The 18,395-nt window shown below is 49.8% G+C and carries 16 protein-coding genes and 3 tRNA genes; 9 read left to right on the forward strand and 10 right to left on the reverse strand.

Annotated features, from left to right (window positions below):
• Positions 1-6 precede the first annotated feature (6 nt).
• The 5 genes from O3682_RS07255 to O3682_RS07275 form a co-directional block, all read right to left on the reverse strand.
• Positions 7-246, reverse strand: coding sequence for a helix-turn-helix domain-containing protein (locus O3682_RS07255; protein ID WP_371509315.1), 240 nt, complete (start codon positions 244-246; stop codon positions 7-9).
• Positions 247-359: 113 nt separating this feature from the next.
• Positions 360-563 (reverse strand): helix-turn-helix transcriptional regulator, encoded by a 204-nt coding sequence (locus tag O3682_RS07260; protein WP_070583855.1) that lies wholly within the window; start codon positions 561-563, stop codon positions 360-362.
• 194 nt (positions 564-757) lie between these two features.
• Positions 758-1,654, reverse strand: coding sequence for a DUF6387 family protein (locus O3682_RS07265; RefSeq protein ID WP_371509317.1), 897 nt, complete (start codon positions 1,652-1,654; stop codon positions 758-760).
• Positions 1,655-1,928: 274 nt separating this feature from the next.
• Positions 1,929-3,170 carry a tyrosine-type recombinase/integrase gene (locus O3682_RS07270; protein ID WP_371509374.1) on the reverse strand — a complete coding sequence of 414 codons (1,242 nt, stop codon included), beginning with the start codon at positions 3,168-3,170 and terminating at the stop codon, positions 1,929-1,931.
• A gap of 198 nt (positions 3,171-3,368) precedes the next feature.
• Positions 3,369-3,453 (reverse strand) — tRNA-Leu (locus tag O3682_RS07275).
• A 161-nt stretch (positions 3,454-3,614) separates the two neighbouring features.
• Between O3682_RS07275 and O3682_RS07280 the strand changes: the two genes are divergently transcribed.
• From O3682_RS07280 to O3682_RS07295, 4 genes are all read left to right on the forward strand, one after another.
• Positions 3,615-4,280 (forward strand): hypothetical protein, encoded by a 666-nt coding sequence (locus tag O3682_RS07280; RefSeq protein ID WP_371509319.1) that lies wholly within the window; start codon positions 3,615-3,617, stop codon positions 4,278-4,280.
• Entirely contained in the window at positions 4,273-4,866 is a 594-nt protein-coding gene (gene ribA / locus O3682_RS07285; RefSeq protein ID WP_371509321.1) for a GTP cyclohydrolase II, read from the forward strand. Before O3682_RS07280 ends, ribA begins: the two co-directional genes overlap by 8 nt.
• 125 nt (positions 4,867-4,991) lie before the next feature.
• Positions 4,992-5,067: transfer RNA gene (locus tag O3682_RS07290), tRNA-Val, on the forward strand.
• Positions 5,068-5,099: 32 nt separating this feature from the next.
• Positions 5,100-5,176: transfer RNA gene (locus tag O3682_RS07295), tRNA-Asp, on the forward strand.
• A 193-nt stretch (positions 5,177-5,369) separates the two neighbouring features.
• Here O3682_RS07295 and parE read toward each other — a convergent pair.
• Together parE and O3682_RS07305 are read right to left on the reverse strand one after the other, a co-directional pair.
• On the reverse strand, positions 5,370-7,355 hold the full coding sequence (parE, locus tag O3682_RS07300) for a DNA topoisomerase IV subunit B (protein WP_371509323.1): 1,986 nt from the start codon (positions 7,353-7,355) through the stop codon (positions 5,370-5,372).
• A 68-nt stretch (positions 7,356-7,423) separates the two neighbouring features.
• Entirely contained in the window at positions 7,424-7,960 is a 537-nt protein-coding gene (locus tag O3682_RS07305; protein WP_070461986.1) for an RNA pyrophosphohydrolase, read from the reverse strand.
• Positions 7,961-8,288: 328 nt separating this feature from the next.
• Between O3682_RS07305 and O3682_RS07310 the strand changes: the two genes are divergently transcribed.
• The 3 genes from O3682_RS07310 (at position 8,289) to O3682_RS07320 (ending at position 11,185) form a co-directional block, all read left to right on the forward strand.
• Positions 8,289-9,434 carry a polyamine ABC transporter substrate-binding protein gene (locus O3682_RS07310; RefSeq protein ID WP_371509326.1) on the forward strand — a complete coding sequence of 382 codons (1,146 nt, stop codon included), beginning with the start codon at positions 8,289-8,291 and terminating at the stop codon, positions 9,432-9,434.
• Positions 9,435-9,541: 107 nt separating this feature from the next.
• A complete protein-coding gene (locus O3682_RS07315; RefSeq protein WP_003680574.1) occupies positions 9,542-9,814 on the forward strand; it encodes an ACT domain-containing protein in 273 nt (90 codons plus the stop codon).
• Positions 9,815-9,829: 15 nt separating this feature from the next.
• Positions 9,830-11,185 carry a PFL family protein gene (locus O3682_RS07320; protein WP_300483275.1) on the forward strand — a complete coding sequence of 452 codons (1,356 nt, stop codon included), beginning with the start codon at positions 9,830-9,832 and terminating at the stop codon, positions 11,183-11,185.
• A 262-nt stretch (positions 11,186-11,447) separates the two neighbouring features.
• On the opposite strand, the gene O3682_RS07325 is transcribed toward O3682_RS07320, so the two are convergent.
• Entirely contained in the window at positions 11,448-12,980 is a 1,533-nt protein-coding gene (locus tag O3682_RS07325) for a helicase HerA-like domain-containing protein (RefSeq protein ID WP_371509328.1), read from the reverse strand.
• Between the two features lie 241 nt (positions 12,981-13,221).
• Between O3682_RS07325 and O3682_RS07330 the strand changes: the two genes are divergently transcribed.
• Together O3682_RS07330 and murI are read left to right on the forward strand one after the other, a co-directional pair.
• Positions 13,222-14,451: a multidrug effflux MFS transporter gene (locus O3682_RS07330; RefSeq protein ID WP_371509330.1), complete on the forward strand. Its 1,230-nt coding sequence runs from the start codon at positions 13,222-13,224 to the stop codon at positions 14,449-14,451.
• 61 nt (positions 14,452-14,512) lie between these two features.
• Positions 14,513-15,322: a glutamate racemase gene (gene murI / locus O3682_RS07335; RefSeq protein ID WP_049331752.1), complete on the forward strand. Its 810-nt coding sequence runs from the start codon at positions 14,513-14,515 to the stop codon at positions 15,320-15,322.
• A 70-nt stretch (positions 15,323-15,392) separates the two neighbouring features.
• Here the strand turns inward: murI and pgmB are convergent, their stop codons facing one another.
• Both pgmB and O3682_RS07345 read right to left on the reverse strand, forming a co-directional pair.
• Positions 15,393-16,058, reverse strand: a complete 666-nt coding sequence (pgmB, locus tag O3682_RS07340; protein ID WP_371509331.1) for a beta-phosphoglucomutase — start codon at positions 16,056-16,058, stop codon at positions 15,393-15,395.
• Between the two features lie 12 nt (positions 16,059-16,070).
• Positions 16,071-18,329 (reverse strand): glycoside hydrolase family 65 protein, encoded by a 2,259-nt coding sequence (locus O3682_RS07345; protein WP_371509332.1) that lies wholly within the window; start codon positions 18,327-18,329, stop codon positions 16,071-16,073.
• Positions 18,330-18,395: the final 66 nt, after the last annotated feature.

The raw sequence follows: 18,395 nt of genomic DNA on the forward strand, positions 1-18,395 counted from the left end.
CCTGATTTAATTGATTAATACAAACCGTCCACGCTTCACGGTTTCGCCAAATTGGTTTGTTACTTCTTCCATCACGGTTATGATTTCATGCCCCGCCCTGCGAAGCTCCATAATGCGTGTGTTATAGCTAAGTATGCCCATCTGTGCCAGTTCCCATGAAGTAACGCTCCCTTTTCTCAATCGGGCTAAAACTCGCTCTCTTTGGCTTGGCGTTTTGGGCTTGTGGTTGGTATAATTAGCTTTCATCAGATTTTTCCTCCATGCCGTCTGAATAGCCCTCTATTCAGGCGGTTTTATTTTGACTAAAGGGATATATTCCCGTTGATTCTTCGCGCGGGCGCGTATTGCTCCGAAAACTCCTATTCTTCGCGTTTGGCTGCCAGTTTGTTGAGATACTCTTCAATCTCACTGGAAAGCCAGCCGGTAATGTTGTCTGAAAGTTTGATAGGCTTAGGAAAATCAGGGCGGTAATGGCGGCTCTTAGGGTTTGCCCAATTCCAAATAGTCGCTCGTGAAACGCCCATAACGCGGGCGGTATCGTTTACTCTTAATACTGTATTCATATGCTTTGCCTTTCTTAGCTGCGGTTGTATGACAGTCACAAATATAACCGGCTCTACATAGATATAAAATGCACAAATATTTTTATTTTCATGGTGTTATAAAATAAAAACATTTCATGTGTGCAAATTTTCAGATAAAAAAATGCCCACATGAATTTTTATTTTTTCATGTGGGTATAAATTAAATCGGTTTATTACAGTAAAAGGCGGGCATTTGTTTTTTCTAAAAGCTCCATTGCTTTAGGCCTTACAGTTCTTGCAATCCTATCTACCGCATCAAAATCAAGCGGGGCGTTATTGCTTGGTGGGTAAATCATTGCCGCCATTTCAACATCAGTAAATTTGCGTTCTACGATAAAGCTGTAAACGTATAAATCCATAAAAGCAAAAACGCGATAATCTATCATTTTTCGGATTTCAGCATCTGAAAAACGACGCGTCCTTTCGCGTTCTTCTTGCTGTCTAAGCTCTTTCAGTTTTTGCTTAAATGCCATTTCCAGCACTTCATCACTCAAACCCAGGTCAATATGAATCATGGTGCTGTAATTTGACGTTTCAGAAACAGGCATATCAAACAGGTTATTTATTGCCTTTACATCTTGAGACGGCATATCCTCCGGTAGAATATTATCGGGGGAAAGCCAGTCTGTATGTATATTTACTCCAGTTTCAAGATCTTTAATACATTCTTCTAGTATTTGGCGTGTTTCTTGTACAAATTTTCTCATTTCAGGGATTTCCACATATGATTCAGTATGAAGCCTAGCTATATCACCCCAAGTAACATCACGAAGAATATTCGTCTCAACTTCCAGCGGGTTGTAATTCATTCTATTCCCGCTATTTTTGTGCTTAATAGGTTGTGCAATCCACTCATTAGCACAACCTTTCAACCAGTTTAAAGCGTTTACTCTTACCTCTTCTTTCTCTTTGTCTGTAAGATGACTGACGGCATCAAACTCTTTTTTTGTAATGCGGTAATTCATTTGTCTGGACCATAACGCCATTGACAGTTCATCGCGGGAAAAATCAGACAACCCATCATACAAGCTAATATCAAACCAATCAGGGCAGTAATTAGGCTTTTTCATCTTTTGCTCTCTTAAATTAGTATTGCAAAAATAACTCAGAAACTCGAAATAGATATTTCAGACGGCCTTTAATGCGTGTTGTCGCCTCTATTTCTTGATATAACCAAGTGAATATAAAATGGTAACCAGTGGTAACCAGTTGGTAACCAGTAAATTTACGTTAACTGGTCACCGCTTTTTCTTTGTATTTATATTTATATTCATATAGTTATATTTGTAAAGTTTTGTGGTAACCAGTGTAACCAGTATATTTACTCACGCGCATAGGGATTTTTTAATCTGCCTTGTCTTTTTGAATCATCTGTAATGCCTGGTTGTATCGCTCCCGTAAATAGTCGCTATACCATTGCATAAACTCGATACGCTGGGGCATATAATCGGCTTGGTAGGCGTATGAATCCTTTATTTTGTTTTCCTCAACGTGGGCAAGCTGTGTTTCAATCGCGCCGCCGTTAAAGTTGTTTTCATAAAGCAGACTACTTGCTACTGCTCTGAAGCCATGCGGCGTTGCTCTGCCTTTATAGCCTAGTTTCTCGTTAATGATTTTTCCTAGTGTGTTCTCGCTGATATGGCGGTTTACGTTGGTTCTACTTGGAAACATAAACCGGCTATGCCCTGTCAGCGTGTGTAACTCTTGAAGTAGCTCTATTGCCCAATCAGAAAGAGGCACACATAAAGCGGGCTTCGGCTTCATCTTTTCGTGCTTCATTCTTTCGGCGGGAATAATCCAACGTTTGTTTTTAAAGTCCACTTCTTCCCACTGGCCGCCGCGTAATTCGTTATTTCTCACAAACACCAGCATAACCAGCATGATGGCAATTTTGTTTTGCCGCTCTATATTGTTTGCCAGTATCAGGCGGCGGTAAAACTCCGGCAATTCTTCACGGGGCAGGGCGGGTTTGTGTTTGGTGGGTAAATTAGGAATGTGATTTTTCAACAGGCGGGCGGGGTTGTTTTCTGATATTTCCAGCATGGCGGAATAGTCAAAAACCGCCCCGATCCAGCCCCTGATTTTGTCGGCGGTATCAGTAACGCCCCTTGCCATAATGTCATCAAGCAAGTTTTTGATATGGGTTACCTTGATTTCATTAACGGGGATTTCCCCAATGACTGGGAAAACGTCATTTTTCAAATAACGCATGATCCGCTCTGCGTGATGTTCTTTCCAGCGGGGCAAATTGTCCTTGTGCCATTGCTTGGCCAAATGCTCAAAAGTATTTAACAAGGCGGCTTGTCGGGCTGCTTTGGCTTCTTGCTTGGCTTTGGTAGGGTCTTGCCCTTGTGCAATCATGCGGCGGGCGTTTTCGGCGGCTTGGCGGGCTTCTACCAGTGAAACGGCCGGATATTTTCCGATAGTGAAGTCTTTATCTTTGCCATTTGTGCGGTATCTCATGCGGAATATTTTCCCGCCCGCTGGTGTAACTTCAAGATACAGACTGTTACCGTCAAATAACTTGATTTTCTTTCCAGTGTCAGACGGCTTGGCGGCTTTGATTTGGCGGTCGTTTAGTGGCATTTGTGGGTATGCTTTACAGTGGTTTTGGCTGATCCCCTGAATCATACCCACATTTTGTGCTTTACTCAATTAAACGGCATTGTGGGGATTTGGACACTTGGCAAAGGGTATATTGGCCTGAAAGCCTTGCCAGTATTGAATCTTGATTACTGTGTTAGATTTGATTAGACGAAAAAAAAGCCCCTAAAAGGGGTTGGGTGGTGCGGACGGAGAGACTCGAACTCTCACACCTTGCGGCGCCAGAACCTAAATCTGGTGCGTCTACCAATTTCGCCACGTCCGCACTAATTTGAACCGTGGATTATACACAAGATTAATGGGGGTGCAAAGTCTTGTTTGCTTGAATTTTTCGGCTTATCCCTTATATAATGGTTTATTCTGGCCGTCTGAAAGCAGGGTTTGTTTTCAGACGGCCTCAACTTTCCATTTGGTGAGGAAGGGCTGATGCCTGCTTTATTGATTAAAGATTTTTTGCAGACGCAAGGTTTGAAGTTGCCTGCGGATGAGATACATGTTGCTTATTTGACTGCCCAAGCTGTGATTAAAATGGGCAATGCTTCGGTTGAGCGTTCGATTTTGTGGCCGTCTGAAGACGGTTGGCAGTTGGCGGATTATGTTGATGCCGAACATGAATTGTTGCTGAAACAGATTTTTATGGCTTTGGATTCGGTTGCCGAGCGCACCGAGAATTTGAAAAGCGCAGCGGTTTATACAGCCTTCCCGAAAGATGGCGCGTTGTCGCTGGTTCGACTGAGCCGTTGGGGCGTGCCGTTGGAAAATGTGATTCCAATTGACGAGCAAGCCGGACAGGCTTTTTTGGCTGTGCGTACGGCGCAAAGCGGCTGGATGAATGTTTGTCAGAATGTGGCGTATTGGCAGGAAATTGGTGAATTGTCGGACGAACGCAATCATCCCGGTTTGAGCCAGATTTCAGTTCCTGTCTGTATGCCCAGCGGTGCGGTTTTGGGTGTGGTACATGCTGAGTTTGATGTCAAAGACGGCGCGCCTGACGAAGTATTGGTGTCTTGGATTGCCCTTGCCTTGGCCTTGACGGATTCTTTGAAAAACCTGTTGGGCGTGACTGAAAACGAGGAAGCGGAAAATGAGTAATGAGTTGAGGTTTGTCGCGTCATGCCGTTTGCCTACGGAATGGGGCGAATTTACCATGCACGGCTTTGAAGAAGAGAGCGGTCAGGAACATGTCGCATTGACAATGGGCGATGTTTCAGACGGCCTGCCTGTGTTGTCGCGTATTCATTCTGAGTGCCTGACCGGTGATGCTTTATTTTCAGTGAAATGTGATTGTGGCCCTCAGCTTCAAGCGGCGATGCAGGCTGTTCAGAAAGAAGGGCGTGGCGTTATCGTATATTTGCGCCAAGAAGGCAGGGGCATTGGTTTGATAAACAAAATCCGTGCTTATCGTCTGCAAGATCAGGGCTTGGATACGGTCGAGGCCAATGTAGCGCTCGGCCTTCCTGTTGATGCACGCGACTTCACTTTGGCTAAGCAGATTTATGATTATCTGCATATTCGTGAAGTCAAGTTGTTGACCAATAATCCTGAAAAAATCCAAACATTGAAAGATTCCGGCATTAATGTGGTCGAACGGATTGCATTGCATGTCGGCGAAAATGTGGAAAATGAGCGTTATCTGCATACTAAGGCGGATAAATTGGGGCATTTGATTTTCGATTGATAGATGGGCATAACGGTAATTTTTGTGGGTAAATAAAATATTCTATATTCTTTCAATGGGATATATTTTTGTTTAAATAAAAACCTTGCGCGTAGCCTGATTTTTTGATTTAATGTCTGCTTATCGGGTGATTAGCTCAGTTGGTAGAGCGTCTGCCTTACAAGCAGAATGTCGGCGGTTCGACTCCGTCATCACCCACCAAGTTTCCTTTCATTGTCTTTGACAGTGGATGCGCGGTGGTAGCTCAGTTGGTTAGAGTACCGGCCTGTCACGCCGGGGGTCGCGGGTTCGAGCCCCGTCCGCCGCGCCATTATTTAAAAAGCACTGATTATATCAGTGCTTTTTTATTTGTCTTAAACACACAATTCAGCTGCAAAAATAGAAGCAGGTAAGTAACAGGATATTGAAATACTGTTTAACCTTAAATTCTGATGATTTTAAAAAAAAAGGCCGTCTGAAACTTTGAAAGTTTCAGACGGCCTTTAGTCTATTGAAACAATGGATTAAATATCCAATTCTGCCGTATCGCCTTCTTTTTCCATCCATGCGCGGCGGGCGGAGGCTTCGCCTTTGCCCATTAGTTTGACGAAGATGTCGCGTGTTTCGTCATCTGCGCCTTCTGGGATTTGTACCTGCAACAGACGGCGGGTGTCGGGGTGCATGGTGGTGTCTTTGAGCTGGTCGGGGTTCATCTCGCCCAAGCCTTTGAAACGGCTGATGGAATAAGCAGTTTCTTTAACACCTTCTTTTTGAAGTCGCTCCAAAATGCTATCTAGTTCGTTTTGGTCGAGGGCGTAGAATTTGCGGGCAGGTTTGCTTTTGCCTTGAGCATTGACATCGACGCGGAATAGCGGCGGTTGGGCGACGTAGATGTGTCCGTCAGCGACCAGTTTCGGGAAGTGGCGGTAGAACAGGGTCAACAGCAAAACCTGAATATGCGAACCGTCCACATCGGCATCGGACAGGATGGCGATTTTGCCGTAGCGCAGGCCGCTTAAATCGGGATTGTCGTTGATGCCGTGCGGATCAACGCCGATGGCAACGGAAATATCATGGATTTCGGCGTTGCCGAAGAGTTGGTCGGGGTGGACTTCAAAGCTGTTGAGCACTTTGCCGCGCAGGGGCAGGATGGCTTGGGTGGCTTTGTCGCGAGCAAGTTTGGCTGAACCGCCGGCAGAATCACCTTCGACGAGGAAGAGTTCGTTTTCGCGGATGTCTTCGCTTTCGCAGTCGGTCAGCTTACCGGGTAAGACAGCGACGCCGCTGCCTTTTTTCTTTTCAATTTTTTTAACCGAACGCATCCGTGCTTGTGCCTGACGGATGGCGAGTTCGGCGATTTTTTTGCCGTAGTCCACGTTTTGGTTCAGCCACAATTCCAAAGGGTCGCCCGATACGGTAGCAACGAGTTTCAGTGCATCGCGGTTGGTCAGCTTGTCTTTGGTTTGACCTTGGAACTGAGGGTCGAGGACACGGGCGGAGAGGACGAAGGCGGTTTTGCTGAAAACGTCGTCGCTTTGTACTTTCACTCCGCGAGGCAAGAGATTGTGCAGATTGATGAAGTTGTTGACGGCGTTGAACACGGCTTGTTTCAAGCCTGCTTCGTGCGTGCCGCCCAGTGGGGTGGGGATGAGGTTGACGTAGCTTTCGTTGGCGCACGAGCCTTCTTCCAGCCAAGTCAGCGCAAATGCTGCGCCTTCGCCGATACTGAAATCGCCGTTGTGGCCGTCTGAAATGTAGTTTTCGCAAGAGAAGATAGGCACGGCTTCTTGCGCGTCGGCAATCAGGTCGGTCAGATAACTTTTCAGACCGTCGGGGTAGTGCCAGGTTTGGGTGTGCGCTTCGTCCTCGCCTTTGACCGGACGTGTCAGGGAAACACGCACGCCAGGCAGCAGCACGGCTTTGGCACGCAGAAGGCGTTCAAGTTCGGGAATGCTGTAATTCGGGCTTTCAAAATATTTGCCGTCCGGCCACACGCGCACTTCGGTGCCGCTGTCTTTGACGGCGCATTTGCCCACTTCAGTCAATGGCTCAATGACGTCGCCACCGGAAAAGACGATGCGGTGGACTTTGCCTTCGCGTTTGACCGTTACTTCAAGGCGGGTGGAAAGGGCGTTGGTAACAGATACGCCGACTCCGTGCAGGCCGCCTGAAAAGGCATACGCGCTGCCGCCGTCTTTTTTGTTGAACTTGCCGCCTGCGTGCAGACGGGTGAACACGAGTTCGACTACGGGTACGCCTTCTTCAGGGTGCAGGCCGACGGGAATGCCGCGGCCGTTATCACGGACGGAAAGCGAACCGTCTTCATGAATTTGCACGTCGATTGCAGTCGCGAAACCACCCAACGCCTCGTCCGCCGCGTTATCAATCACTTCCTGACAGATATGGGTCGGGCTGTCGGTACGAGTGTACATACCGGGACGTTCTTTGACCGGCTCCAAGCCTTTGAGGACGGTAATGCTGGATTCGCTGTATTGATTGTTTTTAGCCATAGGAATAATGTAAAGGCCGTCTGAAAAGATGAAAAACAACGCTTTCAGACGGCCTGAAAGCGTTTGGGTTATAGGTTTTCTATTGGATTGCGACGGATAAAGTCTTCATAGCTTTCTATGCCGCGCAAGAAACGGGAGAGTTCGGTCAATGCGTCCAAATACACGCCGCGCTTGAAGTCGATGACTTCGTCAACCGGCGCCCAGTATTGGTGCCAGCGCCAGCCGTCGAATTCAGGATGATGGCAGGCGCGGAGGTTGACGTCGCTGTCGCGGCCGACCAAACGCAAAAGATACCAAATCTGTTTTTGTCCGCGATACGAACCGCGCCATTCGCGGCGCACCCAATGGCTGGGAACGTCATAGCGCAGCCAGTCGCGCGTGCGGCCGATAATTTTGACATGTTGCGGCAACAGGCCGACTTCTTCGTACAACTCGCGGTACATGGCGGTCTCAGGGCTTTCGCCTGGCTTGATGCCGCCTTGCGGAAACTGCCATGAATGTTCGCGTACGCGTTTGCCCCAAAAGACTTCGTTTCGTTCGTTAATCAGGATAATACCGACATTGGGGCGATAGCCTTCTCTGTCTAACACGGGGTCGCCCTTCATTAAATTCAATCGTGCAATTTTCCCACAAATTGGGCGGTTTTGACAAATCTTGGGGCCGTCTGAATAAGCCCACAGTTTTTTCCAGACGGCATGAAACCGTTTCTGAAAAAATGTTGTTTATGAATAAAACCATAGCTTCAGGCCGTCTGAAAAATGAAATTTTTTTCTGTTTTAAGGTCTTGCATTCAAAAGCTTTTTGCCGTTTAATGCAAACCTTGCTGAATCAAGGGCAAAGGACACATGCCGACCGCCCCCACAGTTTCCCTTTTGTAAGTGGCATCTGCCACCGCTGCAATATTTTTACCCCCCGAACAAAAGGTCTGAAACCATGAAAAAATCTTTGATGGCGGCGGCAATCGTGAGCCTCGTCTTGACTGCGTGTAGCGGTGGAAAAGAAACCGCCGCAGAATCTTCCGCATCTCAAACTCAAACTTCTTCCTCTCAAACGGATAAACTCAATATCTACAACTGGTCGGATTATGTCGATCCGGCCACGCTGTCTGCGTTTGAAAAAAATACGCATATCAACGTCCGCTACGATTACTACGACAGCAACGAAGCGCTGGAAGCCAAGCTGCTGACCGGCAAGTCGGGTTATGATCTGGTTGCGCCGTCTATTGCCAATGTCGGCCGTCAGATTAAAGCCGGCGCGTATCAAAAAATCGACAAATCGCAAATTCCCGATTACGCCAATATCGATCCCGATTTGTTGAAAATGATGGAAACCGTCGATCCGGGCAACGAATATGCCGTCCCTTATTTCTGGGGCATCAATACGCTGGCGATTAACAAGCAGCAGGTTCAAAAGGCGTTGGGTACGGATAAGTTGCCTGAAAACGAATGGGATTTGGTGTTTAACCCTGAATACACCCAAAAATTGAAATCCTGCGGCATCAGCTATTTCGACAGCGCCATCGAGCAAATTCCTTTGGCTTTGCATTATTTGGGCAAAGATCCGAACAGCGAAAACCCTGACGACATCAAAGCCGCAGTCGATATGATGAAAAAAGTGCGTCCCGACATCAAACGCTTTACCTCGTCGGGCTATATCGATGATATGGCGGCCGGTAATCTTTGCGTATCGGTAGGCTATGGCGGCGACCTCAATATTGCCAAAACCCGTGCCAAAGAAGCCGGAAACGGCGTCGAAGTCGAAGTATTGGCGCCGAAAAGCGGCGTCGGTATTTGGGTGGATTCGCTGATGATTCCGCGTGATGCGCAAAATGTGGCTAATGCACACAAATACATCAATCACACGCTCAATCCGGAAACAGCGGCCAAAAACGGCAACTATGTGACTTATGCTCCGGCCAGCCGTTCGGCGCGTAATTTGATGGATGAAAAATACACCTCTGACGAATCGATTTTCCCAAGTAAAGAATTGATGGAAAAAAGCTTCATCGTCTCTCCCAAGTCAACCGATGCGAGCAAACTCAGCGTTCGCCTATGGCAGGCTTTGAAAGCAGGGCGATAATTAAAATTGAAATTTGAATACTCAGGCCGTCTGAAACAGTTTTTCAGACGGCCTGAGTGTTATAATTGTCAACACTTTTCAAATATCCTATGAGGAGAAACAGCGTTATGAACAATTCAGTCATCACCGTCATCGGTAAAGACCGTGTGGGCATTGTGTACGACGTTTCCAAAATTTTAGCGGAAAACCAAATCAATATTCTCAACATCAGCCAACAGCTGATGGACGATTTTTTTACCATGATTATTTTGGTAGACACTTCAAAATGCACCAAATCGCGTCAAGAAGTTTTGGATTTGTTTGCGGAAGAGAGCAAAAAACTCGCGCTTGATATCCGTATGCAAAACGAAGAAATTTTCCAAGCCATGCACCGTATTTAAGTCGGAGGGAGAGTCATGAGTATTCAATCCGGCGAGATTTTAGAAACTGTCAAAATGGTGGCCGACCAGAATTTTGACGTGCGCACTATTACCATCGGCATTGATTTGCACGACTGCATCAGCAGCGATATCAATGTGTTGAACCAAAATATTTACAACAAAATCACTACAGTCGGCAAAGACTTGGTAGCAACGGCAAAATATCTGTCTGCCAAATACGGCGTGCCGATTGTGAATCAGCGCATTTCCGTTACGCCGATTGCCCAAATCGCCGCGGCCACCCATGCTGATTCTTACGTCAGCGTGGCGCAAACTTTGGATAAAGCTGCCAAAGCGATAGGCGTGTCTTTTATCGGCGGCTTTTCCGCGTTGGTGCAAAAAGGTATGTCGCCTTCGGATGAGGTGCTGATCCGTTCCATTCCCGAAGCCATGAAGACTACCGATATCGTGTGCAGCTCCATCAATATCGGCAGCACGCGTGCCGGTATCAATATGGATGCAGTCAAGCTGGCAGGTGAAACCATCAAACGTACGGCTGAAATCACGCCTGAAGGTTTCGGCTGCGCTAAAATTGTCGTGTTCTGCAACGCGGTGGAAGACAACCCGTTTATGGCGGGCGCGTTTCACGGTGCGGGCGAAGCGGACGCCGTTATCAATGTCGGCGTATCCGGCCCGGGTGTCGTAAAAGCCGCGTTGGAAAATTCAGATGCAACGACATTGACCGAAGTTGCGGAAGTAGTGAAGAAAACTGCTTTCAAAATTACCCGCGTGGGCGAACTCATCGGTCGCGAAGCCTCGAAAATACTGGGCATCCCGTTCGGTATTCTTGATTTGTCGCTGGCACCGACCCCCGCCGTCGGCGACTCGGTGGCGCGCATCCTTGAAGAAATGGGCTTGAGCGTCTGCGGTACGCACGGCACGACGGCTGCCTTGGCATTGCTGAACGATGCCGTGAAAAAAGGCGGCATGATGGCTTCCAGCGCGGTCGGCGGCCTGAGCGGCGCGTTTATCCCCGTTTCCGAAGACGAAGGCATGATTGCCGCTGCAGAAGCCGGTGTACTGACGTTGGACAAACTCGAAGCCATGACTGCTGTCTGCTCCGTTGGTTTGGACATGATTGCCGTCCCCGGCGATACGCCTGCGCATACCATTTCCGGCATCATCGCCGACGAAGCCGCCATCGGCATGATCAACAGCAAAACCACCGCCGTGCGCATTATTCCTGTAACCGGCAAAACCGTCGGCGACAGCGTTGAGTTTGGCGGCCTGTTGGGCTACGCACCTGTTATGCCGGTCAAAGAAGGCTCATGCGAAGTGTTCGTCAACCGAGGCGGCAGAATCCCGGCTCCTGTTCAGTCAATGAAAAACTGATTGGAGACCTTTGCAATAACATAGGTTACTAAAATTTTATGCTCAATCTCATTTTCAAAATGCAAAACCTTTCTGATTTTTCCTATTTTTTGCTCAATATTAGGAAGGTTTTAGGCAATTGAATTTTTTTGGCGCATTTTTATGCGTCAAATTTCGTTAACAGACTATTTTTGCAAAGGTCTCGATTGGATTGATGAATATAAAAGGTCGTCTGAAAACCGGTTTTCAGGCTTTCAGACGACCTCTGCCTTCTTTTTACGCCTTATTTTTTAAACATATTTTTAATGATGCCCATCACGCTGCGGGAAATGGCGTTGGTTACTTGGCGGTTGATTTGGCTGCCGATGGCGTCGGCAACGTTGTAGCCCAAACCTTGGCCAGATTTTTTGCGTCCGCCGCTCAAGCCGCCGATCAGTCCACCGAGGATGCTAGGATCAGCATTGGCAGCTTCTTTTTCTGCGGTTTTTTGTGCTTTTTCCTGCTCTTTGGCGGCATTTGTGGCTTCTTTTTCAGCGGCAGCTTGGCTGTCTGCTTCGGCCAATGCTTCAAAAGCAGAGTAGTTGTCCACCATGTCTTTATAGGTCGGATACAAATCGTCGTTTTGGAACAAACGGTTACGCTCTTCTGCTGCAAGCGGGGTCAGGGCGGATTGAGGCGGCAGGATAAGGGCGCGTTCTACCGGCTCGGGCATACCTTTTTCATCAAGGAAGGAAACGAGGGCTTCGCCGACGCCGAGTTCGGCAATCGCTTCGGCAACTTTGATGTTGGGGTTGCTACGGAAGGTTTCGGCAGCGGCTTTGACTGCTTTTTGGTCACGCGGTGTGAAGGCGCGTAGGGCGTGTTGTACACGGTTACCCAGTTGGCCGAGAATGGTATCGGGCAAGTCGAGCGGGTTTTGGGTGACGAAATATACGCCCACGCCTTTGGAACGGATCAGGCGCACGACTTGCTCGATTTGTTCGATCAACGCATTGGCGGCATTGTCGAACATTAAATGCGCTTCATCGAAGAACATCACGAATTTCGGTTTGTCCAAATCGCCGACTTCGGGCAGGGTTTCAAACAATTCTGCCAGCATCCACAGCAAAAACGCGCTGTACATACGCGGCGAGCGCATCAGTTTTTCGGAGTTAAGGATGTTGATGATGCCTTTGCCGTTGTCGGCTTGCATCCAGTCTTGCAGGTTGAGGGAAGGCTCGCCGAAGAATTTTTCTGCGCCTTCGTTTTCCAAAGTCAGCAGTTGGCGTTGAATCGCGCCGATACTGGCGGCAGAAACGTTGCCGTATTGCGTGCGGTATTCCGAAGCGTGGTCGGAAACGTGTTTCAGCATGCTGCGCAGGTCTTTCAAGTCCAGAATGTGCCAGCCTCTGTCGTCGGCAACTTTGAACACGAGGTTGAGCAGGCCTTCTTGCGTGTCGTTCAGATTCATCAGGCGGGCTAAAAGCATAGGGCCCATTTCTGAAACGGTTACGCGTACGGGAATACCGGTTTCGCCGTAAACATCCCAAAAGCGCACGGGGAAATTTTGCAGCCATTGTTCGCCCAAACCAAATTCGGCGATGCGTTCGCCCACTTTGCCGCTGTTGGCACCGGCTTGCGCGATGCCCGACAAATCGCCTTTGACATCGACCAAGAATACAGGGACACCTTCGCTGCTGAAGGCTTCCGCCATGCGGCGCAGGGTAACGGTTTTACCCGTACCGGTCGCGCCGGCGATCAAGCCGTGGCGGTTGGCCATTTTGCCTTGGATTTCGAGCGTTTTCCCGTCGGCACGCGCAATTTGAAATGTAGTCATGATTATTCCTTAGAATCCGTGATGTGAAACAATTTGTTGTCTTAAAAAACAAGCATTTTAACGTTTGCGGCGAAGGGATTCAACCAAGCAAAGTTTCAGACGGCCTTAAGTTTTGCAAAGGTTTTTTTGCAGTGATTGGACAAGGTTGAAATCTGCTATAATTCCATCAAATACGCAACCGTCTGACAAGGCGGTTGTTTTCTTTGTTTTTTGAATATTTTTTACGAAAGCGAAAGTCGGAATGACTGCACAACAAGCCCCTTTGGGCGAAAAAACCATGGCCGTGCTGATGGCGATGTTGGTCGCGCTGATGCCGTTTTCTGTCGATGCCTATCTGCCTGCGATTCCCGAAATGGCGAAGTCGCTGGGTTCGGACATCCACCGTATTGAGCAAAGCCTGAGCTTTTTTATGTTTGGCGTGGCGTTTGGTCAGGTGGTCGGCGGTTCGATTTCGGATATTAAAGGCCGCAAACCTGTCGCCTTGGTGGGCTTGAGCATTTACTTTGCCGCCGTTATCGGTTTGACGATGGTGAATAATGTCGAGCAGCTGCTGAACTTGCGTGCCTTGCAGGCGTTTGGCGCGGGGATGACCGTGGTGATTTCCGGCGCGATGGTGCGCGATTATTATTCCGGACGCAAAGCCGCGCAGATGTTTGCCTTAATCGGCATTATTCTGATGATTGTGCCGCTGATGGCGCCAATGATTGGTGCAGGCTTGCAGAATTTGGGCGGCTGGCGCATGATTTTCGGTTTTCTGGCCTGCTATTCGCTGCTGCTTTGGGGTTTGATGTGGTATTTTCTGCCCAAGCCGCACCAAAAAGGCAAAATCAGCATGGACGTGTTCGGCGTGGTGGCCGGCAGGTTTAAACGCGTTTTGAGGACGCGCGCCGCAATGGGCTATTTGTTTTTCCAAGCTTTCAGTTTCGGTTCGATGTTTGCCTTTTTGACCGAATCGTCGTTCGTGTACCAACACCTGTATCATGTTTCACCAAACCAATATGCTTGGATATTTGCGCTCAATATCATTACCATGATGTCGTTTAACCGCGTTACCGCATGGCGTTTGAAAACCGGTACGCATCCGCAAAACATCCTCAAATGGGGCATTATCGTCCAATTTGCCGCCAATCTGCTGATGACGGTTTTGGTGTTGTCGCTGTCTTTGCCGCCTTTGTGGGCTTTGGTGCTGTGCGTGATGTTTTCAGTCGGTACACAAGGCTTAGTCGGTGCGAACACTCAGGCCTGCTTTATGAGCTATTTCAGCGCAGAGGGCGGCAGTGCAAATGCCGTTTTAGGCGTGTTCCAATCCCTCATCGGCGCATCGGTTGGCATGGCAACGACTTGGCTGCATAATGGTTCTGCCTTAGTGATGGCCGGTATGATGTTAAGCTCGACCGTATGCGGTATCGTACTGTTGTGGATTTGCTCGCATCAGGCTTGGATGGAAAACGATAAAAAAGAATATGTTTAACCTTCAGGCCGTCTGAAAAACGGTTTCAGACGGCCTCGACTTTATATTGAAGAAATTAACCATGAGTACCAGCAAACAACGCCCCATCGGCGTATTCGATTCCGGTGTCGGCGGCTTGACCAACGTCCGCGCCCTGATGGAACGCCTGCCGATGGAAAACATCATCTATTTCGGCGATACCGCACGCGTTCCCTACGGCACCAAATCCCGCGCCACCATCGAAACCTTCGCCATGCAGATTGTCGATTTTCTGCTGGAAAACGATGTCAAGGCACTCGTTATCGCGTGCAACACCATCGCTGCCGTTGCCGGACAAAAAATCCGCCAAAAAGCAGGCAATATGCCCGTATTGGACGTCATCTCCGCCGGTGCTGAAGCCGCTTTGCAAACCACCAAAAACAACCGAATCGGCATTATCGCGACCAACACCACCGTCAACAGTAATGCCTACGCACGCGCCATTCATTCGAAAAACAACGACACGCTGGTGCGCACACAAGCCGCGCCCCTACTTGTGCCATTGGTAGAAGAGGGTTGGCTCGATCACGAAGTCACCCGCCTGACCGTGCGCGAATACCTGAAGCCTCTCTTGGCCGACGACATCGATACGCTGGTGTTGGGTTGTACCCATTTCCCACTGCTCAAACCACTTATCGGCCGCGAAGCACAAAACGTCACCTTGGTCGATTCCGCCATCACCACCGCCGAAGCCACCGCCAAAGCCTTGGCGCAAGCAGGTTTGCTGAATACAGAAAACGACAACCCGGATTACCGCTTCTACGTCAGCGACATCCCACTGCGTTTCCGCACCATCGGCGAACGCTTCTTGGGTAGAAGTATGGAGCAGATTGAGATGGTAACGTTGGGTTGATTGGAAATATTAAAGGCCGTCTGAAAACCTGATTCAGGTTTTCAGACGGCCTTTTTACTTTCTGAGTATTTTATCTGCCTGATTGTTCCCACACGTTTTGCAGGTAGGCGTAGGTCAGGTCGGCAGTGTCGGATACCAGCGCGATGTCGCTGCCCAAATCTTCGGCTTTGCCTACTCCGATGGGCAGGGCACCAGCGGCTTTGATGGCGGCGACGCCGGCGGCGGCGTCTTCGATGCCGATGCAGCGGCGGATGTCCGCGCCCACGCCCTCGGCGGCAGCGAGGAAGATGTCGGGGGCGGGTTTGGAATGCGCGACGGCGGCAGGGTCGGCAATGGCGTCGAAGAAGTGGGTCAGCCCCATGCGTTCGAGCAGGAACGGGCCGTTTTTACTGGCGGATGCGAGGGCGATTTTTTTGCCGTTTGCCCTCAATGCTTCCAGCAGCGACAAAATGCCGGGATACACGTCTTCGGGTTTGACTGCCTGAATCATCTCGACGTAGTTGTCGTTTTTACGGCGGGTCAGTTCGGCGAACTCGGCTTCGCTGACGGTTTTGTCGCCGTGCGCGAGGATGCGTTTGAGCGAATCGTCGCGCGACACGCCTTTGAGCTGCTCGTTAAACTTGCGGTCGATGCTGATGCCCAGTTCTTCGGCGAGCTTTTTCCATGCGCGGTAGTGGTATTCGGCGGTGTCGGTGATGACGCCGTCGAGGTCAAAGAGCACTGCGGTAAAAGTCATTTTGCGCCCTCCTTATTTTTCCAACGTGACAGTGTGGCTGCTGTTGAGCGTGATGTCTTTGCCGTACACCTGCAAATCGAGCGGTTCGCCTTTGAGCAGGGTGAAGACGACGTTTTCTTTGCCGACGGCGACTTTAATCAGACGGCCGCGGTAGTTGATATGGAAGGCGTAGCCTGTCCATGCACTCGGCAGGAACGGTGCGAAGCTGAGTTTGCCGCCCCAGGTTTTCATTTGGGCGAAACCTTGGACGATGGCGAGCCACGAGCCGGTCATGGAGGTGATGTGCAGGCCGTCTTCGGTATCATTGTTGTAGTTGTCCAAGTCCAGGCGGGCAGTGCGCTGGTACATTTCCACGGCTTTTTCTTCTTTGCCCAGTTCGGCGGCGAGGATGGAGTGGATACATGGAGACAACGAGCTTTCGTGCACGGTCATCGGTTCGTAGAAGTCGAAGTTGCGGCGTTTTTCGTCCATGTTGAAACGGTCGCCGAAGAAATAGATGCCTTGCAATACGTCTGCCTGTTTGATGAAGGGCGAACGCAGGATTTTGTCCCACGACCATTTCTGGTTGAGCGGCAAATCGTCGGGCGAAAGCGCGGACACGGGGCGGATGTCTTTGTCGAGGAAGCCGTCATGCTGCACGAATACGCCGAGTTCTTCGTCATGCGGACGGTACATATTGGCGCTAATGTCCGCCCATTTTTCTAACTCGGCGGCACTCACGTTCAAATCCGGACGCGGGTATTTCTCCAGGGCTTCGCGGGTGTAGTCCAATACCCATGCGGCGAGGGTGTTGGTGTACCAGTTGTTGTTGATGTTGTTTTCGTATTCGTTCGGGCCGGTTACGCCGTGAATCATGTATTTGCCGTTGCGTTTGGAGAAGTGGACGCGGTCCGCCCAGAAGCGGGACACTTCGACCAAGACTTCCAAGCCTTCTTTGGCAAGATAGCTTTCGTCGCCGGTGTAGTTGGTGTAGTTGTAGATGGCGTAAGGAATCGCGCCGTTGCGGTGGATTTCCTCGAAGGTGATTTCCCATTCGTTGTGGCACTCGATGCCCGTAAACGTTACCATCGGATAGAGCGCGCCCGCCAAGCCCTGTTCGCGCGCGTTGTGCTGCGCATGCGGCAGTTGGTTGCGGCGGTATTGCAGCAGGTTGCGGGTAACTTCGGGTTCCGCTAGTGCGAGGTAGAGCGGCACGGCGTAGGCTTCGGTATCCCAATAGGTCGCGCCGCCGTATTTTTCGCCGGTAAAGCCTTTCGGGCCGATGTTCAGGCGCGCGTCTTCGCCGTAGTAGGTGGAGAACAGTTGGAACAGGTTGAAGCGGATGCCCTGCTGAGCTTCGTCGCTGCCTTCGATGACCACGTCGGCGATTTCCCAACGGTGCAGCCAGCCTGCTTTGTGTGCGTCCAGGAAGGTTTCAAACGAAACGCCTGCGATTTTTTCCGACAAGGCACGGCCGGCGGCTTTCACTGCTTCCAAGCCCTGATAATCGCGGCTGGTGGTAACAATCACGCGTTTTTCAAAGGTTTCGGGCGTGCCGCCGACTTCGGCCTCGAAAGAATTGGAGACCTGCCAGTCGGTTTGGCTGCCGCCGAGGGCTTTGAAGCTGCCGGCGAAGGTTTGCTCGGCGTTGACGATAAATTGTTCCACGCCGAAGGGATTGGCGACGGTTTGGGTGGCAATGTAGGAGAGGCCGTCTGAAACGCCTTTGTCCAATACCTGCCAGAATTTTTCTTCGTAGTTGGAGTCTTCGTTTTTCACGTCGGCGTCAATGATGGAATCGATGCGGACTTGGTGGGTTTTGCCGTCGACGGATACTGCTTCCCAGCGGATGAGAGCCAGCTCTTTTTGCGCGACGGACAGGAATTTGCACACATCGAAACGCACGCCGAATACGGTGAACGAGCGGCGCAACACGCCGTGCTGCATATTGAGTTCGACGGAGAAGCCGGCAACGTCGTTTTTCGCCAAGTCCACTTCCTGATCGTCGACAAAGATTTTGACTTTGCTGAAATTGAGCGCATTGATGGCTTTGCCGAAATATTTGGGGTAGCCGTTTTTCCACCAGCCGACGCGGGTTTTGTCGGGGAACCACACGCCGGCGATGTAGGTGCCCAAGTGGCTGTCGGCGGAATAGGTTTCCTCAAAGCTGCCGCGCATACCCATATAGCCGTTGCCCAAGCTGGTCAGGCTCTCTTGCAGCCGTTTGTGTTCTTTTTCCAGTTTTGTCGAACGCAGCGTCCAAGGGCTGATTTCCATGATTCTTGTATACATTTATGAAGCTCCTGTTATTAAAATTGTAATTTCGGCAAAGGTTTCAGACGGCCTTTGCCGATGGTA

Origin of the sequence: Neisseria sp. 27098_8_112, from assembly GCF_041433235.1 — a bacterium.
GTDB lineage: Bacteria > Pseudomonadota > Gammaproteobacteria > Burkholderiales > Neisseriaceae > Neisseria.